Raw genomic sequence first — 22,836 nt, 5'->3', positions numbered from 1 at the left:
GGCAGACTCCCTGGTGGCGACGCCTCACCCTCATTATGACCTAAAATGGGGCGAATGGTTACGGTGGACCTCCCCCATGGATGGTCCACCGGGAACGCGGTTTATTCGTAGACCTGCTCACCGTGCTGGGTGATGTCCAGCCCCTCCCGTTCCTGCTCACCTATGACGCGCAGGCCCAGGGTCCAGTCGATGACCTTGAGGATGATGAAGCTGACGACGGCATCATAGACAATCGTGACACCAACACCCGTCGCCTGAATGAGCAGTTGTCCGGTATTCCCTTCCAGCATGCCCGCTGTACCACCGATGGCTTTCACCGCGAAAACGCCGGTTAGCAACGCGCCGATGATGCCGCCGATGGCATGGACGCCGAAGGCATCCAGAGAATCGTCGTAACCCAACCGGTTCTTCAGGTAGACCGCAGCCCAGAAACAGATGACGCCCGCCGCAAGGCCGATCCACAATGCACCCATGGGGCCGACAAAACCCGAGGCGGGGGTAATGGCGACCAGACCGGCTACGGCGCCAGAAGTCATGCCCAGCACCGTCGGCTTGCCGCGCGCCAGCCATTCCGCAAACATCCAGGAGAGGGTCGCCACGGCGGTCGCAATCTGGGTAGTGGACATGGCCATCCCCGCCCGGTCGCTGGCTGCCACTGCCGAACCGGCGTTGAAGCCGAACCAGCCCACCCAGAGCAGAGATGCGCCGATCAGGGTATACATCAGATTATTGGGGTGCATGGCGTCATGCCGGTAACCGATCCTCTTGCCCATGACGAGCGCCGCGACCAGCCCGGCGATACCGGCGTTGATATGCACCACTGTGCCGCCCGCGTAATCGAGGACGCCATCCGCCGCCAGCCAGCCGCCTGGACCCCAGACCATGTGCGCGATGGGCGCATAGACCAGCAACGACCAGAGCCCGGTGAACCAGAGCAGGGCGGAGAACTTCATCCGTTCGGCAAAGGCGCCGACGATCAGGGCCGGCGTGATGATGGCGAAGGTCATCTGAAAGGTCATGTAAACCGATTCCGGAATGGTGGGGGCCAGACCATTGGCGGAATCCAGGCCCATGCCGTTGAGGAAAAGTCGACTCAGCCCGCCCATGAACGCATTGCCTGAGGTAAAGGTCAGTGAGTAGCCTATGAACATCCACAGTACGGAAACCAGGGCCGTGATGGCGAAACTCTGCGCCGCCGTGGCCAGGACATTTTTCTTGCGCACCATGCCCGCATAAAAGAGGGCCAGGCCGGGGACGGTCATGAGCAGCACCAGAGCCGTGGAGCTCAGCATCCATGCCGTATCGCCGCTGTTAAAGGGTGTGGTGGTATCGGCCTGGGCCAGCGGGCTGGCCAACCATATCCATGCGCCGATTCCCGACGCCACCGGTAAAAATTGGTGTTTCGCTCCCTTCTGCATCTTGTCGCTCCTTTTTTGACCGTTATGGGGCCGTTCGCCCCGTGGTTGCTCAGATAGCGTCAAGCAATAAGTGTGCAAGCCAGGCAGGCTAAAGGAAAATAAGGGCTTATGGATCGTGACAGGAGACCGGGAATGCCGAACGCACCAAAATGGTGCGCTCTATCCACCGCGCGACGGTGGAGCCGGTCCTCCCGGTCAAAAAAAGCCCGCGGGTGCGGGCAGGATATCGGGAGAGGTCGAAGCGCGGGCCGTTGGCCCTCTTTGCGATGGCACGGGGCCTCTAATGATGCTTGCGATAACGCATATACCAGTCCACCAGCAGGCGTACCTGCTTTTCGGTGTAGCCCTTGGAAGTCATGCGTGCGACAAAGTCCTGATGTTTGCGTTCGTCATCCGAGGAGCTCTTCTTGCCGAAGGAAATCACCGGTAGCAGATCCTCGGTATTGGCAAACATCTTCTTCTCGATGACCGCGCGCAGCTTCTCATAACTGGTCCAGGCCGGGCTGACGCCGTCGTTGGATGCCTTGACCCGCAGCACGAAGTTCACTACTTCGTTGCGGAAATCCTTGGGGTTGGCGATGCCCGCCGGTTTCTCGATTTTTTCCAGTTCTTCGTTGAGCAGGCTGCGGTCCATGAGCTGCCCGGTATCGGGGTCACGGAATTCCGTGTCCTGCAGCCAGAAATCGGCGTACTGGATGTAGCGGTCAAAGAGATTCTGGCCGTAATCGCCATAGCTCTCCAGATAGGCCTTCTGAATTTCCAGGCCGAGGAACTCGGCATAACGGGGAGCCAATTCGGTCTTGAGGAAGGCGAGATAGCGGGACTCCAGTTCTGCCGGAAACTGTTCGGCACGGACCTGTGTTTCCAGCACATGCAGGAGGTGTACCGGGTTGGCCGCTATCTCGTCGCTGTCAAAGTTGAAGGTGCGTGACAGGATTTTGTAAGCGAAGCGCGTGGAAATGCCGTCCATGCCCTCGTCCACGCCCGACGCATCACGATATTCCTGCAGGCTTTTGGCCTTGGGGTCCTTATCTTTGAGGGACTTGCCATCGTAGACCTCCATCTTGGACCACAGACTGCTGTTGCCGGGCTCCTTGAGACGACTGAGGACGGAGAAACGGGCCAGCATGTCCATGGTATCGGGAGCGCAGGGGGCGGTGTTGAGGGCGCTGCTTTCGAGGAGCTTGTGGTAGATCTGCGTCTCCTCGGTGACGCGCAGGCAATAGGGCACCTTGACGATATAGACGCGGTCGAGGAAAGCCTCGTTGCGCTTGTTATTGCGGAAGGCGGACCATTCCGATTCATTGCTGTGGGCCAGGATGATGCCCTGGAAGGGCATGGCGCCGAAACCTTCGGTACCGTTATAGGTGCCCTCCTGGGTGGCCGTCAGCAGGGGATGGAGCATCTTGATGGGCGCCTTGAACATCTCGACGAACTCCAGCACGCCCTGGGTGGCGACGTTGAGGCCGCCCGCATAGGAATAGGCATCGGGATCGTCCTGGGAGAAATCTTCCAGCTTGCGGATATCCACTTTGCCGACGAGGCTGGAGATATCCTGATTGTTCTCGTCGCCCGGTTCCACCTTGGTGATGCCGATCTGGTGCAACTGGGACGGCATCAGGCGGTGCACGGTGAATTTACGGATGTCACCGCCGAACTCGCGCAGCCGCTTGGCCGCCCAGGGCGACATTACGCCATTGAGGGCGCGGGAGGGAATGCCGAAGCGATCCTCCAGTACCGGACCATCTTCATCTCGATCGAAGAGCCCCAGCGGCGACTCGAAGAGCGGCGATACTTTGCCATGGGCGGCGAGGCAGTAGATGGGATAGTGCTCCATCAGGTTTTTCAGGCGTTCCGCCAGGGACGATTTGGCGGCGCCCACCGGACCGAGCAGATAGAGAATCTGTTTGCGCTCTTCCAGTCCCTGCGCTGCGTGACGAAAATACGCGACGAGGTTTTCCACCACGTCTTCAATGCCATAGAAGTCCTTGAAGGCGGGATAGGTGAGCAGTTTACGGTTCATGAAAATGCGCGACAGCCGGGGATCAGCCTGGGTGTCCACCACCTGTGGCTCGCCGATGGCCGCCAGCATCCGCTCCGCGGCGGTGGCGTAAGCCATGGGCTCCCGGGCACAAAGGTCGAGATAGGCATCGATGGAAAGGGTGACTTCCTGCTGCTGCAGGAAACGCTCCTGGTAACGGTCGAATAACGCCATTTGCCACTCCTTGCGGCATTGCCGCGTCTGCGATTGGTTAGACCTGCATCGGTCATCGCGGTTCGCTCATGGGGAAGACCCCGTGTACACCATGAAACTAGCATTTCCCGTGCCAGTCTGAAATTTGCTGCTCCAGTTGCCTGCCGTTCCACCATGGAGATGATCGTGTGCAATCACCCCGAACAGGGTGCGCTGGAGTGGTGCGCCATTGCACAAGTATGGTGCAGATCCTGGGGGTGCGCCAGTGCAGCACGGGTGCTTTCTCCCTGGTAGATGCTTGGTTCGGGAATGGCGAGTGTTTTTAACATATTGTTATGCATGTCCTTTTCAAGAACGTTGCCTTGAGGACGAAAAAAAGGGCGGAATAACCGCCCTGGAAGCCACTTGAGGAGGAGTGATCACATGACCATGATCGGTATTTATGTAGCAGGAAGCGTGCCATGTTCGACGCGGTCTTTCAGCCTGAGGCCATGGGCCGCGCCATGCGTAGGTCCAGGGTATGGGGATAGTCAGGTTGATCTTCCGCATGGGGGGGCAGCCAGGCGTGCTCACCGCTGCCGGTTGGCACGAAAAGGCTCGCGCCCGGACCCTGCAGGATTGGCTCCGGATGCGGGCCCTGACTGTGGCCGGTCGTGGTGAAGCGGCTCTGGCGCCGCGCCTCTGCTTCCCAGGCATTGACCGGGAAGGCTTCGGGATTGCGCCCGCCGGGATGCATGACGTGGTAGCTGCAACCGCCCACGCTACGCCCGTTCCAGGTGTCGATCAGGTCAAAAGTCAGCGGCGTATGCACCGGAATGGTGGGGTGCAGCGCGGATGGCGGTTGCCAGGCGCGGTAACGTACCCCGGCTACCTGCGCATCGTGCGCACGAGTGGCCTGCAGTGGCACCCGTCGTCCGTTGCAGGCGAGTACATGGCGTCCCGGAGTCATGCCCGTTACCCGCACCTGCAGCCGTTCGACCGATGAGTCCACATAGCGCGCCGTGCCGCTATCCGTCATCTCTTCGCCGAGAACGTGCCAGGGTTCGATGGCGGCGCGCAGTTCAATGTCGATCTCGCCGATCCGGATGTGACCGTATCGTGGAAAGCGAAACTCGGAGAAGGGCGCCAGCCAGTCGAGATGGAAGGGAATATCGTGTTCCTGCAGGTCCGCGCAAATCTCGCGCAGGTCTTCCCAGATATAATGGGGTAACATGAAGCGATCGTGGAGGGCGGTGCCCCAGCGCACCAGTTCATGACGATAGGGGGTTTCCCAGAAACGCAGCAAGAGGCTGCGCACCAGCAGTTGCTGCGCGAGGCTCATGCGTGCGTGGGGCGGCATCTCGAAGGCTCGCAGTTCCACCAGCCCCTGCCTGCCGGCGGCCCCGACCGGCGAATAGAGCTTGTCGATGCAGATTTCGGCGCGGTGGGTGTTGCCGGTGATGTCCACCAGCAGATTGCGGAAGAGACGGTCCACCAGCCATGGCTGCGGCACGATGCCGGGCGGCACCTGAGCAAAAGCGATCTCCAGCTCGTAAAGGGCCTCATGGCGCGCCTCATCCACCCGCGGCGACTGACTGGTGGGGCCGATAAACATGCCGCTGAAAAAATAGGACAGGGCCGGGTGATGCTGCCAGTAGGTGACGAGGCTCTGCAGCAGATCGGGGCGGCGCAAAAAGGGACTGTCGCCGGGGGTGGCGCCGCCGAGTGTCAGGTGATTGCCGCCGCCGGTGCCGGTATGGCGCCCATCCAGCATGAATTTTTCGGCGGTCAGTCGGCAGGCGTGGGCGTCGTCATAGAGGGCCGTGGTCTTTTTCACCATCTCCTGCCAGTGCGTGGAAGGATGGATATTGACCTCGATGACCCCAGGGTCGGGGGTGACGAGCAGCTTCTCCACCCGTGGATCGCTGGGCGGCGCATAACCCTCGATGACCACCGGCATATTGAGTTCGGTGGCGCTATGTTCGACCGCGCCGAGCAGGTACAGATAGTGTTCCATCACCTGCAAGGGCGGAAAGAAGCAGTACAGGCAACCCTTGCGGATTTCCAGGGTGACTGCGGTATGGGGGATCTCCTCCCAGAGTCGCCGGTCCGTCTTGGACGATGGCTGCGCTTCAGGGACGTGGCTGTTGCGCGCGGTGATCTCGCCGTGGATATCCGGCAATGGTGGCATGGGCGCGAAGGGGTCAGTCTCCGGCTGCCACTTTTTGTGGGCTTCGACCACCCAGGGCAGGCTGTCAAGGGGCAGACGCATGCCCAGCGGGGAGTCGCCAGGCAGCAGAACCAGCCGCCCGCTCCGGAAACTCCACGGCGCCGAGTACCAGCGCTGCTGTTTCCATTCCCAGGCGAGGGGCAGTACCCAGCCCACCGGCTGATCGAGTCCCGCCTGCAATTTGCCGATCAGCGCCTGGCGTTCCAGCGGGTCGTCGAGGCGATGGGTGCTGAGATCGATATTAACCGGGGTGCGGCCTTCCTGATGCAGGATATGCCAGGCGTCCTCGTAAGCGGGCAGCAGGCGGTTGCTGTCGAGCTGCAGATGGCGGGTCAGGGTACAGGCGAAACTGTGGATGTCATCGGCCTGCCAGCCGTAGTCGTGCAGCGGCTCGGCGAGCAGCCGGGGCTCGCGCCACAGGGGGATACCATCCTTGCGCCAGTACAGACCAAGCGCCCAACGCGGCAGCGGTTCGCCGGGATACCATTTGCCTTCGCCCGTGTGCAGCAATGCACCGGGCGCGAAGCGCTGGCCGAGGCGACGCACCAGCGTTTCGGCGCGTTCCCGCTTATGCATGCCGAGGGCGTCCTGATTCCATTCGGCGGCATCCACTCCTTCAGCGGCGACGAAGGTTGGTTCGCCGCCCATGGTGAGGCGCATGTCGGCGGCCTGTAAACGCTTATCCAGCGCATCGCCCAGGCCCATGATCTGTTCCCATTGCCCGTCGGTGTACGGCTTGGTGACGCGGGGCGTTTCCAGCAGGCGGGTCACGGTGTTGGTGAAGTGAAACCCGGCCTCGCAGGCACCGGTGGCGCCGGTAATGGGGGCCGCGCTTTTATAATGCGGGGTACAGGCCAGCGGGATGTGGCCCTCCCCGGCAAACAGTCCGGAGGTCGGGTCGAGACCGATCCAGCCGGCGCCGGGGACATAAACTTCTGCCCAGGCATGGAGATCAGTGAAATCGCTGGCGGGGCCTGCGGGTCCGTCCAGGGGCGCCTGATCGGCCACCAGTTGCACCAGATAGCCGGACACGAAGCGAGCCGCGAGCCCCATGTGGCGGAGTACCTGCACCATCAGCCAGGCGCTGTCGCGGCAGGAGCCACTGGCCTTTTTCAGGGTCTCCTCCGGTGTCTGCACCCCGGCCTCCATTCGCAGGGTATAGCCGATCTGTCCCTGGAGGCGTTGATTGATGGCCACGAGAAAATCCACGGTACGCTGGCGCTGGCGGTGGATATCGAGCAGAAAACGCCGTAGCAACGGGCCGGCCTCTTCCTGTTCCAGGTAGGGTGCGAGTTCCTTGCGGAGGATGGGATCATAGGGGAAAGGCCAGTGTTCGGCCTCGGGCTCTATAAAGAAATCAAAAGGGTCGATCACGGTCAAATCGGCGATGACCTCTACCTCCACCTTCAGCGAGCGCGCGCGCTCGGGAAAGACCAGGCGCGCCTGGTAGTTGCCGAATGGGTCCTGTTGCCAGTTGAGAAAATGCCTGGCCGGTTCGACATGGAGCGAGTAGGCCAGGATCGGGGTGCGACAATGGGGCGCAGGGCGCAGGCGCAGCACATGGGGGTGGATATCCACCAGCCGGTCAAAGTCATACACGGTCTGGTGTCGCAGTACGACATGGATGCCCATGATGATTTCCTCCGAAGTGGGTGGGTGCCGCGTCTGCGGTCAGGCCTGCGCGGCATTCAGGAGCAGCCCGCTCGGCACTCCGTCGAAACCGGTATCATCCCGGGCAAAATAGGTGCCATGAATCGTGCGGTGCACCATGGCGAGATCTTTTTGTGCCTGATCCAGATATTCGTGGAGCAGGTCCGGGCGCAAATTCGCCAGTTTCAGGGCATCCAGGCGCCGCCGCGCGCGGCGCACGGCCTCGGCGGGGATGCCTGCATTGGGCAGATAGGCGAGCGCCACCTCCATCTCCCCCAGGCAGTACTTCATGCTGCGCGGAAACTTGTTATCCTTGAGCAGATAGTCTACCACCTGATTGCTGCGCACCTGTACCGAGACATGACGGCGGTACATCTCAAAGGCGCTGAGCGCACGCAACACGCCCAGCCAGAGGCTGCTGGTGGTCGTTTTCTGTAGCCCCTGGTCCTGGGGCAGGATCACGGCGCTGGTCACGTCGACGATGCGGGTGGTCATGTCGGCGCGTTCCATGTTGCGGCCCAGCTTGATGAACTGGTACACGTTGTCCTGGCTCATGCTGCTGATGAGCAGCCCCACCAGGGCGTGGCGTCGGGAAATGACCTCGTTGAGAAAGGCATAACGTGCATGACGGCTGTCTGAACTGGTGCCGGCATGTTCGCGGACGAAGAGGAAGAGGGTGTTCAGGCGCTCCCAGAACTCCGCGGGAAGCAGGTCGCGGAAGGTGCGGCAATTCTCCCGGGCCTGATGGATGGCGGCCATCACCGAGTTGGGGTTGCGCTCGTCGGCAATGAGAAACCGCATGATGCGGCCTTCCTCCGGCGTGCCGTAGTGCTCCATGTAGAGTTTGGCGTCGCCCGTCACCTGCAAGAGAATGTCCCAGCCGAACTCGGCGCCCTGGGGCAGGTCGAGCAGCAGCAGTGTGGTGGCGTTGATCAGTCTGGCCATGTCTTCGGTCCGCTCCAGATAGCGGGCCATCCAGTACAGGTTTTCAGCTACGCGCGAAAGCATGGGGCCTCCTCATCGACAATCCAGGTGTCTTTGCTGCCGCCGCCCTGGGAGCTGTTCACCACCAGCGACCCCGGTTGCATGGCCACCCGGGTCAGGCCACCGGTGGTCACATACAGCTTGTCCGCCTGCAGGATAAAGGGACGCAGGTCGAGATGGCGGGCTTCCAGATGGTCTTCCACCAGGGTTGGCGCGGTGGAAAGATTCAAGGTGGGCTGGGCGATATAATTACGCGGGTTGGCGGCGATCAGTTCCGCGAAGCGCCCACGCTCTTCGGATGTGGCGCGCGGTCCGATGAGCATGCCGTAACCGCCTGACTCGTTGGCCGGCTTGACCACCAGTTCGTGCAGGTGACTCAGTACATAATCGCGGTCTGCCTCGCGCATGCACAAGTAGGTCGGCACGTTGGGCAGGATGGGTTCGGCGCCCAGATAGTAGCGGATGATGTCGGGCACGAAGGCGTATACCACCTTGTCATCGGCGACGCCGGCACCGGGTGCGTTGGCAATGGCGACCGTGCCGCGTCGCCAGGCGCGCAGCAATCCGGGAATACCCAGAGCGGAATCGGTGAAGAAGACCTCGGGGTCCATATATTCGTCGTCGATGCGGCGGTAGATCACATCCACCCGCTGTGGGCCGGAGATGGTCCGGAGATAGACGATATCGTCCCTGCTGACGAAGAAATCCGCGCCCTCCGCCAGATAAGCCCCCATTTGCTGCGCCAGATAACTGTGCTCGAAGTAGGCCGAGTTGTAGATGCCCGGGGTAAGCACGGCGACCACGGGCCGCTCACCCTCGCGTGGCGACAGTGCGGCCAGGGTGTCGTAGAGCCGGTTGGGGTAGTCGTCCACGGGCAGGATAGTCGAGGACTTGAATAGTTCAGGAAAGAGCCGCTTCATGATCTGTCGATTTTCCAGCATGTAGGAGACGCCGGAGGGAACCCGCAGGTTGTCCTCCAGAACATAGACCGTGCCGTCCGCATCGCGGACCAGATCGCTCCCACAGATGTGTGCCCAGACTCCGAAAGGTGGATGCACGCCGCGGCAGGCCTCCCGGAAATTGCGGGAACTGGCCAGGACCTCGGCCGGGAAAACACCGTCCACAACGATACGCTGTGCGTTATAGATGTCGTCGATAAAGAGGTTGAGGGCTTGTAAACGCTGCTTGAGCCCTTCTTCGATGCGCATCCACTCTCGCCGGGAGAGGATGCGGGGAATGATATCAAAGGGCCAGGCGCGGTCGATGTCGCCCGCCTCGCTGTACACCGTGAAGGTGATGCCCATGGCGAGGATGGCGGCATCTGCGGCCTGTCGGCGGGCACGCAGTTCACTGCTGTCCAGGGTGCTGAGGTAGTCAAACAGGGGGGCTGCGGGCAGACGTGGTACCGCACCTTCGCCTACCAGCTCATCGTAACCCTTCTGCTGTTGATAATGCTTGCTCAGCCAATCCATAAACCGGTTCTCCTCTTCGCGTGATGCACGCTCACGCTTTTGAATAAGGCGGTGAGACGACGTCCTCGTTCCGATGCCGGATCGGGCTGTGCTGTGGTCGCTGGAGTGATATCAGCAAAGATTATGCCAGATGCCGGCTGGGCGATCGCCTCCTTCTCCGGTCACCAGTCATCGCATTTCCTGCAGTTCGTGGTCCCTGGATGTCGATTGCACCTGAATGGCCGGATTTCCGGCGGGGCCGCGTCGCAGTAAAGAAGAGATATGCACCAATACGGTGCGCTTGGCTCAGCCGTAGTGCAGGGTTGATTTCGTCCGTCAACGGCCGCCGTTTTCTGTCTCTTCCGTGAGATTCGTGGCCGCACTTTCCCAGGCAAAGCGCGGCAGGTCATCCAACGCCCGTAGCAACCCCTGGCTCCAGCGTTCACCGATGCTGCGGTAAAAAGGATCTTCTTCGGAAAAGGCCAGGTAGCGCCCTACCTGCAGGCTGTTGGCGCGGTAAATGAGCAGTTCCACCGGAGGACCTACGGTGACATTGCTGCGCATGGTGGAATTCATGGAGACCAGCGCACAGCGTGCCGCAGCCTCCAGCGAGAGGTCGGGCCTGACTACGCGGTCCAGGATCGGTTTGCCGTACTTGATTTCGCCGATTTGCAGAAAGGGATGGTCCGACGATTCATGGATATAGTTGCCTTGTGGATAGATCATATAGGTGGCTGGCATCTCTGCCCCGATCTGCCCACCGAGTATGAAGGTCGCCTCGAAATTGGTGTTGGCGGTATCGCGGTTGGCTTGGTTGCGCTGCACCTCGGCATTGATGAGGCCGACATAATCCGCCGCCTCCGCCATGCTGCCCAGATTGAGCAGATGGATTTCGGCGTCCTGGTCGATATCTTGCTGCATCCGCTTGACCACGCCCTGGGTGGTCGCCAGATTGCCCGCTGAAAGCAGGCAGAGAAAACGATCCCCGGGCCAGCAGAAGTGATGCATTTTCGAGTAGATGCTGACATTGTCGGTGCCCGCGTTGGTCCGCGAGTCTGAGCAGAAAACCAGACCCCCGGTGACGTGGGTGGTGAGGCAATAGGTCATGGAGTATTCCTGTGAGCCCGACGACATGGATGGATGATAGTCGCCGAAAATACCGTCCTTGGGAAGCCCGACCAAGAGGTCGGCCGGCAATGGCGCTAGGCGCCTCGTCCATAATGCACTATTATGGTGCATCATATGCGTCTGCAACCGGCTGCCGCACGATAAGGGCATGCCTGGTGTTTGCGTCGGGGATGCGGAAGCATGTCCATGGTATGCCGGGTGCAGGGGGCTGTGTTCCTGACGGTCTGGTGCGCTTTTTGCTTTACTGAGCACGGAGCCTGTTTGGTGAATCATAAGATCGGAGCTTGCATGGCGCGCCGCAAAAACATAACCACCCTGCCCGCGGAGAATATGGTGCTGGACGCCCTGGAATCAGCGGTACTGGTTCTGGGAGCGGATTACCATATCCGATATATGAATCCCGCCGCCGAGAATCTGCTGCGCATCAGCCAGCACCAGGCATTGGGGCAATATTTGCCGGCGCTGTGCAGCGTCGTTGGCGAAGAGCGATTTGCCACACTTTTCGTGGATACCATCGCGGCGAACACGGCAACGCTGCGTAGAGCCCTGCCCCTGGCGCTGAGTGAGGGCGGCGGCGCCGTGGTGGATTTGGTGGTGACACCGGCACCAACCGACGGCCTCATTATTGAAATGCGGCCCATGGAACTGCCGGCGCGGCACGCCGAGGAGGAAATGCAGGACCGCATTTACGGGGCAGCGCAGGAGATGCTGCGCGGCCTCGCCCACGAAATCAAAAATCCCCTCGGCGGTTTGCGCGGGGCTGCGCAACTCCTGGATCGCGAGTTGCAACGCCCGGAACTGAAAGATTACACCCGCGTCATTCTCCATGAGGTGGATCGTCTGCATCATCTGGTGGATCGCCTCCAGGGACCCCGTAGCCGCCCGGTTTTTGCCGAGGTGAATATCCATCAGGTGCTGGAGCACGTGCGTCGTCTGCTGAATGCGGAATTGCCCACCGGTATTGCCGTGCGTTTCGACTACGACCCCTCCATTCCCGACCTTATGGCGGACCAGGAGCAACTGGTGCAAGTTTTTCTGAATCTGATGCGCAATGCCCAACAGGCGCTGGACCGCCACGGTGCAATTCTGATCCGTACCCGGGTCGAACGCTACGTTACCCTGCTGCACCACAAGTTCCGCCTGGCGCTGCGTGTGGATGTAGTCGACAACGGCCCGGGAATCTCCCCGGATCTGCTGCCACGGATCTTTTTGCCCCTGGTCACCAGTCGTGCCGAGGGTATGGGAATGGGGCTCGCCATCGTACAGGGACTGGTGCGCGGGCATGGCGGCGTGGTCCACTGCCATTCACAACCGGGAGAAACGGTATTTTCCGTTTCTCTGCCCCTGTCACCGCACCGGGAGGCATCCGCATGACACAAGTCTGGATTATCGATGACGACCCTTCCATTCGCTGGGTTTTGGAGAAGGCGTTGACTCAGGCCGATATCCTGGTGCGCAGCTTTGCAGACGCCGACAGCGCGCTGCGGGCCTTGGGGCGTGAGCAGCCAGGGGCCGTTGTCACCGATCTGCGTATGCCCGGCCTGGACGGATTGGCGTTTCTGCGCGAAGTTCAGTCGCGCTGGCCAAAACTGCCGGTGATCGTGATGACGGCGCACTCTGATCTCGACAATGCCGTCGCCGCTTTTCAAAGTGGGGCCTTTGAGTATCTGCCCAAGCCGTTTGACATGGACGAGGCGGTTACGCTGGTGCAGCGCGCCCTCGGCAGCCGGGCTGGACCGGGCGCGGCGGGTGTGGAGGAGAGCGATCCGGCGGAAATGATCGGTGAGGCTCCGGCCATGCAAGAGGTGTTTCGTGCCATCGGGCGTCTGTCGCGCTCACAGATCAATGTGCTGATTACCGGCGAATCGGGATCCGGCAAGGAACTGGTGGCCAGTGCACTGCACCGGCACAGCCCCCGTGCGCGCGGACCTTTCATTGCCATCAACACGGCGGCCATTCCCGCCGAGTTGCTGGAATCGGAACTTTTCGGCCATGAAAAGGGCGCTTTTACCGGGGCGGTGCAGACTCGGCAGGGGCGCTTCGAGCAGGCCTCCGGGGGAACCCTCTTTCTGGATGAAATCGGCGATATGCCGGCCGCCCTGCAAACGCGCCTGCTGCGGGTGCTTTCCGACGGCACTTTCTATCGGGTCGGTGGCCACGCGCCCCAGCGTGCGGACGTCCGCGTCCTCGCCGCGACCCACCAGAACCTCGAAGCCAAGGTGCGCGATGGCAGCTTCCGGGAAGATCTCTACCACCGTCTCAACGTCATCCATATCCATCTTCCGCCCATACGCGAGCGGCGTGAGGACATTCCGCGTCTGGCCCGCCATTTTCTCCGTCGTAGCGCGGAGCAACTGGATGTCGAGCGGCGAATATTGAGCCCGGAGGCGGAGTCCGCCTTCATGAACTGGCATTGGCCCGGCAATGTGCGCCAATTGGAAAACGTCTGTCGCTGGATTACGGTGATGGCACCCACCCGCGAGGTCCAGGTGACGGATTTGCCGCCGGAAATGGCCGCATCGCCGATGTCCGCCATGATGCCGGATCCGAACACCCAGGATTGGCGCCTGCTGCTGGGGGCGGTGGTGCGGCAGCGTCTCGCTGGCGGTGAAGAAGCCTTGCTGGACAAGATTCAGCCGCTGTTCGAACGCTGTCTGCTGGAAGCGGCCCTGCAACATACCCGTGGCCATAAGCAGAGCGCCGCGCACAAACTCGGGTGGGGGCGCAATACGCTCACCCGCAAGCTGAAAGAGTTGGGCATGGCGGAGGATACGTAAGGCGTCGGTTCTGGCGAATCCCGGGCTTTCGACTAAAACCCCCTTGTATGTGGTTATAAAGGGTATGCTTGGTCGCGCTTGGGGTGTCTATGCAAGGTGTAATGTTACTGTTGGAAATCGTTGTCGTCCTGCTGCTACTGGTGGAGGTTTTCATTCGTCTGAGGGCACGGCGCCGCCGTTTACAGAACAAAAGCAGCGCGCCAGTCTCCTCAGCAGCGCGTTCGGCACCCGCCACAGACGTGCTGCAGATTCGACCCGAAGTGTCCGGCGTAAATGCTGTTGTCCCACCCGTAACCACTACCGGTGGCGCCGAGCAGCAAGCGCTCAGCATTGACGACCTCCTCAATGAAGCGACCATTTACCTGGAGTATGGCCACTATGCGCAGGCCGCGACCGTGTTGCGCTGGTATGTGGATATCAACCCGCATGTGACCAAACCCATCAACATGCTCCTGGATGCCTATCTTGCCATGGCCGATATCGACAGCTATGCCGACCTGCTCGAAAGTCTGGGAGAAAAGCCGGGGGCTGCCCCCATGGACGAGTCCTGGTGGCGGGAACGGGTAAATACCGGTCTGAGTCAGGATCCCGGCAATCTTGAACTCCTCGTGCTTGCCGAGAAAGTGGGCATGGCCATCCCTCTTCCGCAAGTGCGAACTCCGGATGCCGTCATGACCGCGGAGATGGCGCTGGCCCTGGTGTCCCGCAACCACGATCCGGCCTACGGCATGGCGATCCTGTGGCGGGCTATCGCCCATGAACCGCGGCGACTGCCGTTGTATGCCGAACTTCTGCGCATAACCTACCAGCAACGCCGTATCGAGGATTATATCAATACCCTGATTCTGCTCTTCCTGGCGGTGGGCAGTGGTGGCAAAACCTTGCGTGAACGCATGTTGCGGGCAGGTGAAGACCTCGGCCCGCACCTCCTGTGGGATACCCTTGCACAATGGAATGGCGACCCGGAAGTATTGAGACGATTGGCCAGATCACGCCAACTGGAGATTCCGGTCGGGTTGTCCGGCGCTGCGGCACAAGGCGGATGACCGCGCTTGACAAGCTTGTGCCGCGCTAACGACAATCGCCTGCAATCAACGGCTCCGCACCATACCGGTGTGTGGCGGGTGCTGAGGCAGACAGGGAGCAGCAAGGGCATGAATCTGGAGGAAGTCAACCGCCTCGTACGGGCCGATATGGCGGCGGTGAACAGCGTTATCCAGGAACAATTGCGTTCGGGGGTGCCGACCATTCCGGCCATGGGGACTTACCTGATCAATGCCGGCGGCAAAAGGCTGCGGCCCATTGTTCTGCTGCTCGCCGCACGCATGGGTGGTGAGCGTGGTCCGCGTCCGATCTCTCTGGCGGCTGTTGTCGAGTTTATCCATACGGCGACGCTGCTGCATGATGACGTAGTCGATGGTTCCGAACTGCGGCGCAGCAATGCGACTGCCAATCAACGCTGGGGCAACGCCGCCGCCGTACTCGTCGGGGATTTTCTTTACGCCCGATCCTTCGAGATGATGGTACAGGACGGTGATATGCGTATCCTCGCCACCATGGCGGAGGCCACCAGCGTTATTGCCCAGGGAGAGGTTGCGCAACTGGAGAATGCCAACGATCCCGATCTGAGTCCTGAGGCGTACTTCGCGGTCATAGAAGCCAAGACCGCCAAGCTCTTCGAGGCCGCCGCCCGTATCGGGGCGCTGGTAAACGAACTGGATGCCGCTGCGGAGAAGGCCTTGGCGCAATACGGCTCGCTGCTCGGCATCGCCTTTCAGTTGATGGATGATGCCTTGGATTACTCCACCAGCGCCGAGAAAATGGGCAAAAACCGGGGCGACGATCTGGCGGAAGGCAAGGCAACCCTGCCCTATATCCACGCCATGCAGCATGCCACGGCGGCGGAGCAGGCCATTTTGCGTGAAGCACTGAGCGGCAATGCGCCAGCCGTCTTTGGAACGGTCTGGGAAATCATTGCCAGAACAGGGTCAATTGATTACACTTTGCGCGTCGCGAAGGAAAAGGCGGATCAGGCCATTGCTTGTCTGTCCGGGTTTCCGGCAGGTATGGAGAAGGAAGCTCTGGCTTTTTTGGCGGCATTTGCCGTGCGGCGTGATTTTTGAAGTATGTCATCGGGGCGTGGCTCAGCCTGGTAGAGCGCCGCCTTCGGGAGGCGGATGTCGGAGGTTCGAATCCTCTCGCCCCGACCAATTGAGGAAAGGCCCGCATTGTCGGGCCTTTTTCATAAGGACTTGGCGGTCGTCGAGTCTGTTTTTGTGGCGGATCCGCGGAGGGCATGGCGCTGTCAGTCCGCACCACACGGGTACCTGTATTTATGCTGAAGTGGCTGATTCTAATGGCGTTTGTGGCGCTGCTGTGGTATGGCCGGCGGCACCGCCGCCCCCGGGCACCTCGGATAGATCGACTGGTGCGATGCGCGCGCTGCAATCGGCATCTGCCACTACAGGAAGCGGTCCGCCGGGCTGACGGCGATTTCTGTTGCCCACAACATGCCGGAGATGATCAGTGAATCCTGCCGTACCCTCATATCGGGTCGGGCTCTATGCGGCCTTTCCCCTGATCGCCTATTTTCTTTCCTGGTATTACAACGGTCAGATGATCCCGCTGCTGGCAGTCACCAGCATGGTTTTGATGGTCTGGGGTGCCCTGGTCTGGTGGCCGCGCCTGGGGGAGGGACTGGCCTGGCCGCGGGGGTTTTTGCCGATCTTCATGCTGCTCTGGCTGCTGTGGTTTGGCCTGACCCTGTTCTGGAGCGGATCGCCTTACACGAGCTGGTTCTACTTTTGGGTATTGGGTGCTCTGCCGCTGACATTTCTCATCAGCGTGATGATCCCGGCGCCGGTCGCAGAACGGGCCTGGCCCTGGTTTTGGCGAGGGATCCTGCTGAGCGCCTGGATTCTGAGCGGCATGGCGCTCTGGCAGTATTACCACTGGATGGGGCAGGGCGTTGGCCTATCCGGCTTGCGGCCTTATGGTCCGCTACTGGATACCAACAGTTTCGCAGCGTGGCTGAATCTCCTGTTTTTCCCCATTCTTGCCGTTTACCTCATCGATGATGAGAAACGCGGTACGCGCTTTGGGTCGCTTCAGCTAAACATGGTCGGGTTATTTTATCTCGCCACGCTTACCGTAATCCTTCTCGCGTTTTTTTCTACGAACAGTCGGGGTGGGTTGCTGGCGTGGGTCAGTACGATGCCTTTTGTTTTCTGGGCGTTCGGAAGGCGCCCGGGCGGCTGGGCGCGTATGGCTGTGATAACCGCTGTGGCGTTGATCAGCTTTTCCCTGCTGGGTTATCCCCAGGGCTATGACCTTCTGGGACATCTGGCGCCAGGCTTCATTACCCATAACCTTTCTACGGTTGCCCGCGGGTTGATGTGGGTGGCGACCTGGCATATGTTTCTCAGCCATCCTTGGCTGGGTACCGGCCTCGGGTCTTATTTTCTGAATTATCCTGCCTACCGTCTGCCCGGCGAACTGGCGTCGGCGGGTACGTACGCCCACAATGATTACCTGGAATATCTGGCCGAGGGAGGGCTCATCAATCTGGGCTTTCTCCTCGGCTTTGCCGCGACCCTGATGTACGCCCTGTACCGTCTGCTTTACCGTGCGGGTAAGGTCTTGCAGGTGCCGGATGAACGCCGCTTGCAGGCCCTGGGTCTGGTGCTCGGGGTTTTTGCCGTTACCGGCCATGCCCTGGGGAATTTCATTTTCTACAATCTACCCCTGAGTCTGCTGGCTGGCCTCTTTCTGGCACGTGCCTGGCGGTTCTACGGTATCCAGGCCGAGACTATGCCCTTGCTACCACGGATCGGCATTAACCATGGATTCATCGTGCAAGCGCTCCTGGTGCTGGCGGTGGTGGCGGCTTCCTGGAATCTGACCGCCGATGGCGCGACTTTCGCCCTGCTGAGCGAAAACGGCTGGCTCAACCGGTTGATCAGCAACGCGAACCAGCGTGCCGTGTTTCTACTCAAAGCGGCGGATGCGCTGACGCTGGTACGACCGTTGGCGACCCAACCCCATGTGTATCTGGCCAATACCTATCTCAGCCTCGCAGATCGCGGAAACCAGACGGATATTGCCCAACGCCGTTCCCTGGTAAAAGCGGCGCTCCGTCAATATCGCCAGAGTCTGGTGGGAATTCCGCAGCAGTCGGGCGTGTGGAATTCCATCGGCACGCTCTATCTGGAGCAGGGTGCCCTGCTCGGCCTGGACAAGGCGCAGCAGGACCGGTTGGCGTTGCTGGCCTGGCGTAAAGGCCTGGCGATCAATCCCGAAAGTGTCGGCCTGCGCAACAAAATCGCCCAACTGGCCTATGTGGATCAGGGGCACGTCGGGGAGGGTATAGCCTTTTTGTCTGCCGGGTTACGGCGGCCGCTCTTTCCTTACCCGCGCAGTAATCTGCAGATGGAAATCGCCCTCACCCAATGGCGGGCAGGTGAAAAACATGCGACGGAAGCCACCCTGTTGCAATTGTTGCGCGCGAATCCGGGCTATACTCCGGCTGTTTCCTGGCTGCAATCCATTCATCGCCAGACTGCGAAGGAGGCGGCAATATCGCACTGAGTATGGATATCCCGACCGGCATCTTCGCTGCGTGTGACGTTCGTGGGGAGGACGACCGCGAACAGCCGGCGGTGCTCATTCTACATCCCGCCGGCGCGCCCTTGCCTTACCATAGGGACGACCGGGGGACATCGCCGAGGAGCTGCGCATGCCGTCGGAACGCTTAAGCCTGCAACGCATGCTGCCGCGCTGGCGGGCGATACTGCTCCTTGCCGTCATTCTTGTGGGGCTGGTGGTGGTGCTGGCGCGGGATGCGGAACTGCAATGGCGGCAAGCCCACGAGTTGCGTGTCCAGGGGCGCATGCGCTACCTGCAGTCGCGGCCTTTGCCCGCTGCCCGTGGCGTGATCTACGGTAGCAACGGTGATGCGCTGGCGGTGAATGTGCCGGCCGTGACCATCTGGACGGATCCGCGCATCTTCAATGCCCACCGTAAGGACTGGAACAAGGTGGCGCAGGCCCTGAACCTCAGTCCCGACGAGCTGACGGCGCGGGTCCGGTCCGGTGGATCGGGCTTCGCCTATATCCTGCGTCAGGTGCAGCCGCAACTGGGGCGCACACTGGAGGCCCTCCATGTGCCCGGTATCTATGTCCAGAAGACCAGTCGTACTTATTATCCTTTGGGGGCGGTAACCACACCGCTGCTGGGCCTGGTACATCTCGATCACCAGGGCGCTGCCGGCCTGGAGATGGGCTATAACTCCTGGTTGTCGGGCAAGGCGGGCCGTGAGAAGGTGCTGGTAGACGGACAGGGCGAAGTGCTCCACCTCCTCGGCGCGCGGCAGGCGCCGGTACCCGGCCACGACCTGCGCCTGACCATCAACCCTCAGATTCAGTACTGGGCCTACATGACGTTGTTGGCTGCGCAACAACATTTCGGCGCCACCGAAGGCTCGGCGGTGGTAATGAATGTACATACCGGGCAGATTCTCGCCATGGCGAGCGTGCCGTCCTGTAATCCCAATGCGCGCGGCAGTTGCGGCGATCCCGCGGATTATGTCAATAACGCCGTGCACCAGGCCTTCGAGCCCGGTTCGGTAATGAAGCCATTTATGGTGGCGGCCGCCCTGGAAACTGGCAGTATCCAGCCGGACCAACGCTTTAACGTCTCCCACTGCCTGCCCGTGGGCGGGTTTTGTATTCGCGACGATGTGGTACACCATGAACTGAACGTGGCGCATATTCTCAAATACTCCAGCGACATCGGCGCAGCCAAGATTGCCCTGCGGACACCTGCCCAGGCCATCTACGACATGTATCGGGCGGCGGGTTATGGCAAGGAGCCGGATCTGGGTTTTGCCGGTGGAACCAGTGGTGTGCTGCCTCCGCCCCAGACCTGGGACAAGGCGCGCCATGCCACCATAGCGCTGGGCTACGGCGTGTCGGTGACGACCCTGCAACTGGCGGAAGGTTATGCGGCCATCGCCAACGGGGGCTATCACGTCGCGCCGACACTGATCGCCGGCCAGCCCGCGCAGCGCGTGCGCATCATGCCCGCTCCCATCGCTGCGCACCTGCGGCACTGGCTGGAAGGGGTCTGCGCCGCCAACGGCACGGGCATCCTCGCGGCGATCCCCGGTTATGCAGTGGCGGGCAAGACGGGCACCGCCAACTTGGCCAACGGAAAGGACGGGTTTTTGAAGAACAAGACCAATGCGACGTTTGTCGGATTTGCACCGGGCTTTGCACCGAAACTGGTCATGGCGGTAACCTTGCGCGGAAGTAGTCGCTACTGGAACTTCGGTGGCGTGGAGTCGGCCCCCGTGTTCCGGGTGACCATGCGCCATGCCCTGGAAGAGCTGAACATTGCACCACGCTGGTGCGGAGGCAAGGCCTGTGCCTCCAAAGAAAACCATATCACGGCCACCCAGGCGGAAATCTGGGCGGAAGGAGGCGGTAATTGAGCAGGCTGGACAAATGGGTCGCGGGAGTACTTACGGCAGGTATTGTGGCGATCCTGCTGGGGATCTTGATGACGGCGGTGTTTACCCGCATCCCTGTGGCGCACATCTATGTGAACGAGGCCGGGGCGCGCACCATTATTGTCGGAGGGCATCAGGCAGTGGCCGCGCCCGACTGGCCGGGGACCTATTTGGTGACCCCGCGTTTCGCCGATACGGCCTTCTGGCCCAACGCTACCCTGGACTTCCAAAATGGGGCTCCGGTCACTCTGCCGCGCCGGGATATCGTGCTTTGGGTGTACCGTGGCTGAACCACGTGATTGGTTGCGCTGGCTGCGCGAGCTGATCGCAGGCGCGGGTATGGTGCTGCTCGTGCTGCTGGCGGTGCTGGTACTGCTGGCCGTGGATGGTCTGCTGCTGATTCCGGGGCTGATCATCGCCTATGGGATAACCGGGATGGCCTGGCACTGGCAGGGTTTCGTTCCCGACCCCCAGGTGCCCCCCGGACCCTGGGCCAGCATGGCCGCGGGCCTGATCGCGACCCTGTTCCTGGCCATTGTCGACGGCGTGGCGCTGCATTTTTTGCTGCGCGACAAGGGGCATGGCACACCGAAGTCTTCTTCCTAAAAGTCGGCAGCCCGGGCCGCCTTTTCTTCCAGCGCCTCCCAGCGCCCATAAGCTTTCTTTAAAGACGCACTGACGACATCGGCGCGGGCCTGCACCTCGCGCAAGCGCTCCGGGTTCTGGTAGGTTTCCGGCAGGGCCAGCAAGGCGGCGATTTCACCCTCTTCTTTCTCCAGCGCCTCGATCTGCGCCGGCAAGGCGGCGAGTTCCTGGTTCTCCTTGTAGCTCATGGCGGATTTTCTGCCCTTGCCGCCATCCCGCTTGCCGGAACCCTTGCCGCCGCCACCTTCTACCGATTTTGCCGTGCGCTGCGACTCCATCTGCCAGCGCAGCCAGTCCTCGTAGCCGCCCGCATTCTGGCTGATCTGCCCGTCTTCCCCGAAGGCGATCACCTGGGTGACCACGTTATCGAGAAAGTCTCGGTCATGGGACACCAGGAAGATCGTGCCGGCGTAACTCTGTAAACGTTCTTCGAGCACCTCCAGCGTCTCCAGGTCCAGGTCGTTGGTGGGTTCGTCCAGCACCAGAATATTGGCGGGGCGGGCAAACAGGCGGGCCAGCAGCAAACGTGCGCGCTCGCCGCCGGAGAGCGCTTTGATCAGCCCCCGCGCCCGGCTGGGCGGGAAGAGGAAATCCTGCAGATAGCTCAGCACGTGACGGCGTTCGCCATTGATGTCGATAAAATCATTCCCGTCCGCAATGGCGTCCAACACCCGGCTTTCCGGGTCGAGGGTGGCGCGCATCTGGTCGAAGTAGGCGACCTCCTGCTTGGTGCCGCGGCGGACGGTACCCTCCTGTGGCTCCAGTTCGCCCAGGATCAGGCGCAGCAGTGTCGTCTTGCCCGCCCCATTGGGGCCGATAATGCCAACCCGGTCGCCGCGTTCGATGCGGGTGGAAAAATCGCGAATGACCGGACGCCCACCATAGGCAAAAGACACATGATCCAGCTCGGCAATGAGTACGCCGGAACGATCCGCCGTGCTGATTTGCAGGGTGGCCTGCCCCTGCTGCTGGCGACGGCTGGCACGCTCCTCACGCAGCCCCTCCAGACGGCGCAGGCGGCCCTGGTTGCGCTTGGCGCGGGCCTTGACCCCTTGGCGCAGCCAAGCCTCCTCTTCCGCCAGTTGACCTTCCAGACGGCTGTCCGCCGCAGCCTCGGCAGCGAGGACTTCGGCCTTGCGGCTTAGATAAGCCGCAAAAGTGCCGGGAAAACTGCGTAGTATCCCACGGTCCAGTTCGATGATGCGGGTCGCCAGCCGGTCGAGAAAACGCCGGTCGTGAGTGACGAAGACCAGCGTGCCGCGATGGCGCAGCAGGGATTGTTCCAGCGCCAGGATCGCGGGCAGATCGAGATGGTTGGTGGGTTCGTCGAGAAAGAGCAGATCCGGCTCGGCGACCAGGGTGGCGGCGATGGCTACCCGCTTGCGCTGGCCGCCGGAAAGAGCGCTGACCACCCCTTCAGCGGGCAGCCCCAGGCTGTCGCGCAGGGCCTCCGCCTTGTAGTCGATCTGCCAGGCATCGTGATGGTCGGCAAGGGCATGGGCATGGGCGTCGTCCGCATCGGCATTCTGCAAGTGCCGCCAGGCAGGATGCCCGGATTTGATGGCGGTGAGCAGGTCGTGCTCACCGGCCAGTTCTGGCTCCTGCGCCAAGTAGGCCCGGCGTATACCGGGCGCCACCCACAGCGTTCCCGCATCGAGGGGACAGAGACCTGCCAGCACTTGCAGCAGGGTAGACTTGCCTTCACCGTTGCGGCCGATCAGGCCGACCCGCTCGCCGGCCTCCAGATTCAACTCGGCATGGTCCAGCAGCGCCCGGCCACCCCATTCCACTTGCCCTGCCTCCAGCCGCAGAATAGACATTCAGCCGACCCCATCCTTGTTATGCAAAATAAAGGCGTAGGGTACGGGGCGC

Annotated in this window: 15 protein-coding genes and 1 tRNA gene; 9 read left to right on the top strand and 7 right to left on the bottom strand. The window is 61.3% G+C overall.

Annotated elements, in window-relative coordinates:
* Window positions 1-101 precede the first annotated feature (101 nt).
* The 6 genes from AFE_RS13345 to AFE_RS13320 form a co-directional block, all read right to left on the bottom strand.
* On the bottom strand, window positions 102-1,418 hold the full coding sequence (locus tag AFE_RS13345; protein WP_012537469.1) for an ammonium transporter: 1,317 nt from the start codon (window positions 1,416-1,418) through the stop codon (window positions 102-104).
* Between the two features lie 280 nt (window positions 1,419-1,698).
* Window positions 1,699-3,633: a PrkA family serine protein kinase gene (locus AFE_RS13340; protein ID WP_009566693.1), complete on the bottom strand. Its 1,935-nt coding sequence runs from the start codon at window positions 3,631-3,633 to the stop codon at window positions 1,699-1,701.
* Between the two features lie 457 nt (window positions 3,634-4,090).
* Window positions 4,091-7,453, bottom strand: a complete 3,363-nt coding sequence (locus AFE_RS13335; protein WP_012537468.1) for a transglutaminase family protein — start codon at window positions 7,451-7,453, stop codon at window positions 4,091-4,093.
* Between the two features lie 39 nt (window positions 7,454-7,492).
* The gene (locus AFE_RS13330) at window positions 7,493-8,479 is read right to left on the bottom strand and encodes an alpha-E domain-containing protein (protein WP_012537467.1); all 987 of its coding nucleotides are present in this window, start codon (window positions 8,477-8,479) and stop codon (window positions 7,493-7,495) included.
* A complete protein-coding gene (locus AFE_RS13325) occupies window positions 8,464-9,927 on the bottom strand; it encodes a circularly permuted type 2 ATP-grasp protein (protein WP_009562631.1) in 1,464 nt (487 codons plus the stop codon). The genes AFE_RS13330 and AFE_RS13325 overlap by 16 nt, the downstream gene beginning before the upstream one ends.
* Window positions 9,928-10,242: 315 nt before the next feature.
* A complete protein-coding gene (locus tag AFE_RS13320) occupies window positions 10,243-11,013 on the bottom strand; it encodes a 20S proteasome subunits A and B (RefSeq protein WP_012537466.1) in 771 nt (256 codons plus the stop codon).
* 309 nt (window positions 11,014-11,322) lie between these two features.
* Between AFE_RS13320 and glnL the strand changes: the two genes are divergently transcribed.
* The 9 genes from glnL to AFE_RS13275 all read left to right on the top strand — a co-directional run bounded on the left by glnL (window position 11,323) and on the right by AFE_RS13275 (window position 20,925).
* A complete protein-coding gene (gene glnL / locus AFE_RS13315; RefSeq protein WP_012537465.1) occupies window positions 11,323-12,408 on the top strand; it encodes a nitrogen regulation protein NR(II) in 1,086 nt (361 codons plus the stop codon).
* The gene (gene ntrC, locus AFE_RS13310; protein ID WP_012537464.1) at window positions 12,405-13,811 is read left to right on the top strand and encodes a nitrogen regulation protein NR(I); all 1,407 of its coding nucleotides are present in this window, start codon (window positions 12,405-12,407) and stop codon (window positions 13,809-13,811) included. The genes glnL and ntrC overlap by 4 nt, the downstream gene beginning before the upstream one ends.
* Window positions 13,812-13,912: 101 nt before the next feature.
* Window positions 13,913-14,857, top strand: coding sequence for a tetratricopeptide repeat protein (locus tag AFE_RS13305; protein WP_009561999.1), 945 nt, complete (start codon window positions 13,913-13,915; stop codon window positions 14,855-14,857).
* Between the two features lie 108 nt (window positions 14,858-14,965).
* On the top strand, window positions 14,966-15,934 hold the full coding sequence (locus AFE_RS13300) for a polyprenyl synthetase family protein (protein ID WP_012537462.1): 969 nt from the start codon (window positions 14,966-14,968) through the stop codon (window positions 15,932-15,934).
* A gap of 10 nt (window positions 15,935-15,944) precedes the next feature.
* A tRNA-Pro gene (locus AFE_RS13295) sits at window positions 15,945-16,021 on the top strand.
* A gap of 316 nt (window positions 16,022-16,337) precedes the next feature.
* Entirely contained in the window at window positions 16,338-18,398 is a 2,061-nt protein-coding gene (locus tag AFE_RS13290) for an O-antigen ligase family protein (protein WP_012537461.1), read from the top strand.
* A gap of 148 nt (window positions 18,399-18,546) precedes the next feature.
* Window positions 18,547-20,301 carry a peptidoglycan D,D-transpeptidase FtsI family protein gene (locus tag AFE_RS13285; protein ID WP_012537460.1) on the top strand — a complete coding sequence of 585 codons (1,755 nt, stop codon included), beginning with the start codon at window positions 18,547-18,549 and terminating at the stop codon, window positions 20,299-20,301.
* Entirely contained in the window at window positions 20,298-20,609 is a 312-nt protein-coding gene (locus tag AFE_RS13280; protein WP_009566855.1) for a hypothetical protein, read from the top strand. The genes AFE_RS13285 and AFE_RS13280 overlap by 4 nt, the downstream gene beginning before the upstream one ends.
* Window positions 20,602-20,925: a hypothetical protein gene (locus tag AFE_RS13275; protein ID WP_012537459.1), complete on the top strand. Its 324-nt coding sequence runs from the start codon at window positions 20,602-20,604 to the stop codon at window positions 20,923-20,925. The genes AFE_RS13280 and AFE_RS13275 overlap by 8 nt, the downstream gene beginning before the upstream one ends.
* Here AFE_RS13275 and AFE_RS13270 read toward each other — a convergent pair.
* Window positions 20,922-22,784 (bottom strand): ATP-binding cassette domain-containing protein, encoded by a 1,863-nt coding sequence (locus AFE_RS13270; protein ID WP_012537458.1) that lies wholly within the window; start codon window positions 22,782-22,784, stop codon window positions 20,922-20,924. The genes AFE_RS13275 and AFE_RS13270 overlap by 4 nt on opposite strands.
* Window positions 22,785-22,836: the final 52 nt, after the last annotated feature.

The organism is Acidithiobacillus ferrooxidans ATCC 23270 (genome assembly GCF_000021485.1).
In the GTDB taxonomy this organism is placed as follows: Bacteria; Pseudomonadota; Gammaproteobacteria; order Acidithiobacillales; family Acidithiobacillaceae; genus Acidithiobacillus; species Acidithiobacillus ferrooxidans.
The sequence above is the reverse complement of the archived record's forward strand: the minus strand, read 5'-3'. Positions and strand labels throughout refer to the sequence as shown.